Source organism: Pseudooceanicola lipolyticus (assembly GCF_002786325.1).
Classification (GTDB): domain Bacteria; phylum Pseudomonadota; class Alphaproteobacteria; order Rhodobacterales; family Rhodobacteraceae; genus Pseudooceanicola_C; species Pseudooceanicola_C lipolyticus.
Map to the genome: position 1 here is coordinate 1 of NZ_PGTB01000296.1, position 2,420 is coordinate 2,420.

3 protein-coding genes and 1 pseudogene are annotated in these 2,420 nt (G+C 69.0%); 3 read left to right on the forward strand and 1 reads right to left on the reverse strand.

The window, feature by feature from the left end; all coding sequences use genetic code 11:
• A partial coding sequence (locus CVM52_RS25185; protein ID WP_100165004.1) for a gamma-glutamyltransferase family protein occupies window positions 1-1,152 on the forward strand: 1,152 nt, incomplete at its 5' end.
• 35 nt (window positions 1,153-1,187) lie between these two features.
• On the opposite strand, the gene CVM52_RS25190 is transcribed toward CVM52_RS25185, so the two are convergent.
• Window positions 1,188-1,376 carry a type II toxin-antitoxin system YoeB family toxin gene (locus tag CVM52_RS25190; protein WP_240621073.1) on the reverse strand — a complete coding sequence of 63 codons (189 nt, stop codon included), beginning with the start codon at window positions 1,374-1,376 and terminating at the stop codon, window positions 1,188-1,190.
• A 144-nt stretch (window positions 1,377-1,520) separates the two neighbouring features.
• On the opposite strand from CVM52_RS25190, the gene CVM52_RS25195 reads away from it, so the two are divergent.
• Both CVM52_RS25195 and CVM52_RS25200 read left to right on the forward strand, forming a co-directional pair.
• A complete protein-coding gene (locus CVM52_RS25195) occupies window positions 1,521-2,258 on the forward strand; it encodes an energy-coupling factor ABC transporter ATP-binding protein (protein WP_240621074.1) in 738 nt (245 codons plus the stop codon).
• Window positions 2,233-2,420: pseudogene (locus tag CVM52_RS25200) on the forward strand (energy-coupling factor transporter transmembrane protein EcfT); the annotation flags it as partial. The gene CVM52_RS25195 and the pseudogene CVM52_RS25200, both read left to right, overlap by 26 nt.

Sequence of the window (2,420 nt, forward strand, 5' to 3'; positions counted from 1 at the left end):
CCGGTCTCGCCCGCGATCGCGGCGCTCTGGGCAAAGGGCGGTGCCGTGCTGCGCGACCAGCCCGGCTTTGCCGACTGTTTCCTGCCCGGCGGGCGGGCGCCTCGTGCGGGCGAGATCTTTCGCAACCCCGACCTGGCGCGCAGCCTGGAACTGATCGCCGAGACCGAGGGCGAGGCGTTCTATCGCGGCCCGCTGGCCGAGGCGATCGCCGCCGCCGCCGCCGACAACGGCGCGGTGCTGACCGCCGAGGATCTCGGCAACCACGCCCCCGACTGGTGCGGCACCGTGAAGATGGGCTTTCGCGGCCGGACGCTGCACGAGATCCCGCCCAACGGCCAGGGTATCGCGGCGCTGATCGCGCTGGCGCTGGTGGACCGCGCCGGGATCGGTGCGCGGGCGCCGGACGATCCGCTGTCGCTGCATCTGCAGATCGAGGCGACCAAGCTGGCGCTGGCCGATGCCGAGGCATATGTCGCCGATCCCTCGGCAATGCCCTTCGATCCGCAGGCGTTGCTGGATCCGGCCTATCTTGACCAGCGCGCGGCGCTGATCCGGGCCGATGCCGCCAGCGATCCCGGCGCCGGCGCGCCGACCGCCGGGGGAACCGTCTATCTGACCGCGGCAGATGCGTCGGGGCGGATGGTGTCGTGGATCCAGTCCAACTACATGGGGTTCGGCTCGGGCGTCGTAGTGCCGGGCACCGGCATCCACCTGCAGAATCGCGGCGCCGGTTTCACCACCGCGCCGGGCCATGCCAACCGAGTCGGGCCGCGCAAGCGCCCGTTCCACACCATCATTCCGGGCTTTGTCATGCAGGGCGACCGCCCCGAGATGAGCTTTGGGGTGATGGGCGGCCCGATGCAGGCGCAGGGGCATCTGCAGATGATGCTGCGCACCATGCTGTGGGAGCAGGACCCGCAGGCCGCCTCGGACGCGCCGCGCTGGCAAGTATTGAGCGGCCGCCGCGTTGCCGTCGAAGCGGCGATGCCCGAGGCCACCGTCCGCGCGCTGGAACAGCTGGGCCACCAGGTGGAACGAGAGGGCCGCAATGCCGAGTTTGGCTTTGGCGGCGCCCAGCTGATCCGCCGCATCGACGGCGGCTATATCGCCGGGTCCGACCATCGCAAGGACGGCTGCGCCGTCGGGTTCTGACGCGGGCACGGGATAGCGAGGCGGTGCTCGGCTGCTCAATGGTGATCGCGCCATTGGGCGACTTCCAGGCTTTGCATCTGGTCGTTGCCCTTTAGCCGATGACCGAAGCGAGGTTCACCGGTGATCCGGCGCGACCAGCAATTGCCGAGTGCACCTCTCAGGGGTTCGGGCCTGCCGATCCCCTTAAACGGCTGCCGCCGCGTGGCATTTATAAGGTGGTTCACCCGCCCAAGGCCGGTTTCGCTGGCTTGGCCGGGCGTCGGACGCTGCGCACTCCGCTGTTGGACTGGACCGCAAAACCATGTACATCGCTGCGGACCCAAAGCCCGCCCTGCCCTGTTCCCCGAAGGTGAGCGAACGCGCGAAAGATGGATGTTGCTGTCAAAATGCCGCGGCTGGCCTTTCGCGATGTCTCGGTACGGCTGGGCCAGAAACAGGCTCTGAGCGGCGTCTCGTTCGAGATGCAAGAGCGGCGGGTGGCCATAGTCGGGCGCAACGGATCGGGGAAAACCACGCTGGGACGGGTGATTGCCGGGTTGCAGGCGCCGGATTCGGGTCAGGCGCGGGTGGATGGCGCCGACCTGGCGCGCGACCGCAAGACGGCGCTGCGCAGCGTCGGCATCCTGTTCCAGAACCCCGATCACCAGATCATCTTTCCCACCGTCGAGGAAGAGATCGCCTTTGGTCTGGTCCAGCTGGGACGCAGCCGCGATCAGGCGGCGCGCGAGACCGCCGAAATCCTGGCCCGCTTCGGCAAGGCGCATTGGGCCAAGGCGGCGACGCATGCGCTGTCGCAGGGCCAGAAACAGCTGGTCTGCCTGCTGTCGGTACTGGCGATGAACCCGGCGCTGGTGGTGCTGGACGAGCCCTATTCCGGGCTCGACATCCCGACCCGGCTGCAGCTGATGCGCTATGTCGATGGCATCGCGGCGCATGTGGTGCAGATCACCCATGATCCGCAGACGGTGCGCGATTTCGACCGGGTGCTGTGGCTGGATGACGGCCGGATCCGGCGCGATGGACCGGCCGCGGCGGTGCTGCCGGAATTCGAACGGCAGATGCGCACCTGGGGAGGCCTCGATGATCTCGCTCACCTCGCCGATTGAAACCTGGGCGCATCGCGTGCCGGCCGGCGCCAAGCTGGCGGCACTGTCGGTGGCGACGGTGGGGCTGTTCCTGCTGGACGATCCGGTCTCGCTGGGCGTTGCGGTGCTGGCGGTGGCGGCGCTGACGCTGACCGGCGGCCGGGACTTCACCCGCGCCGCGGC

Bases quoted from the DNA above. Each gene is read 5' to 3' on its own strand.
- CVM52_RS25195 (WP_240621074.1), top strand. From the start codon at position 1,521: ATGGATGTTGCTGTCAAAATGCCGCGGCTGGCCTTTCGCGATGTCTCG.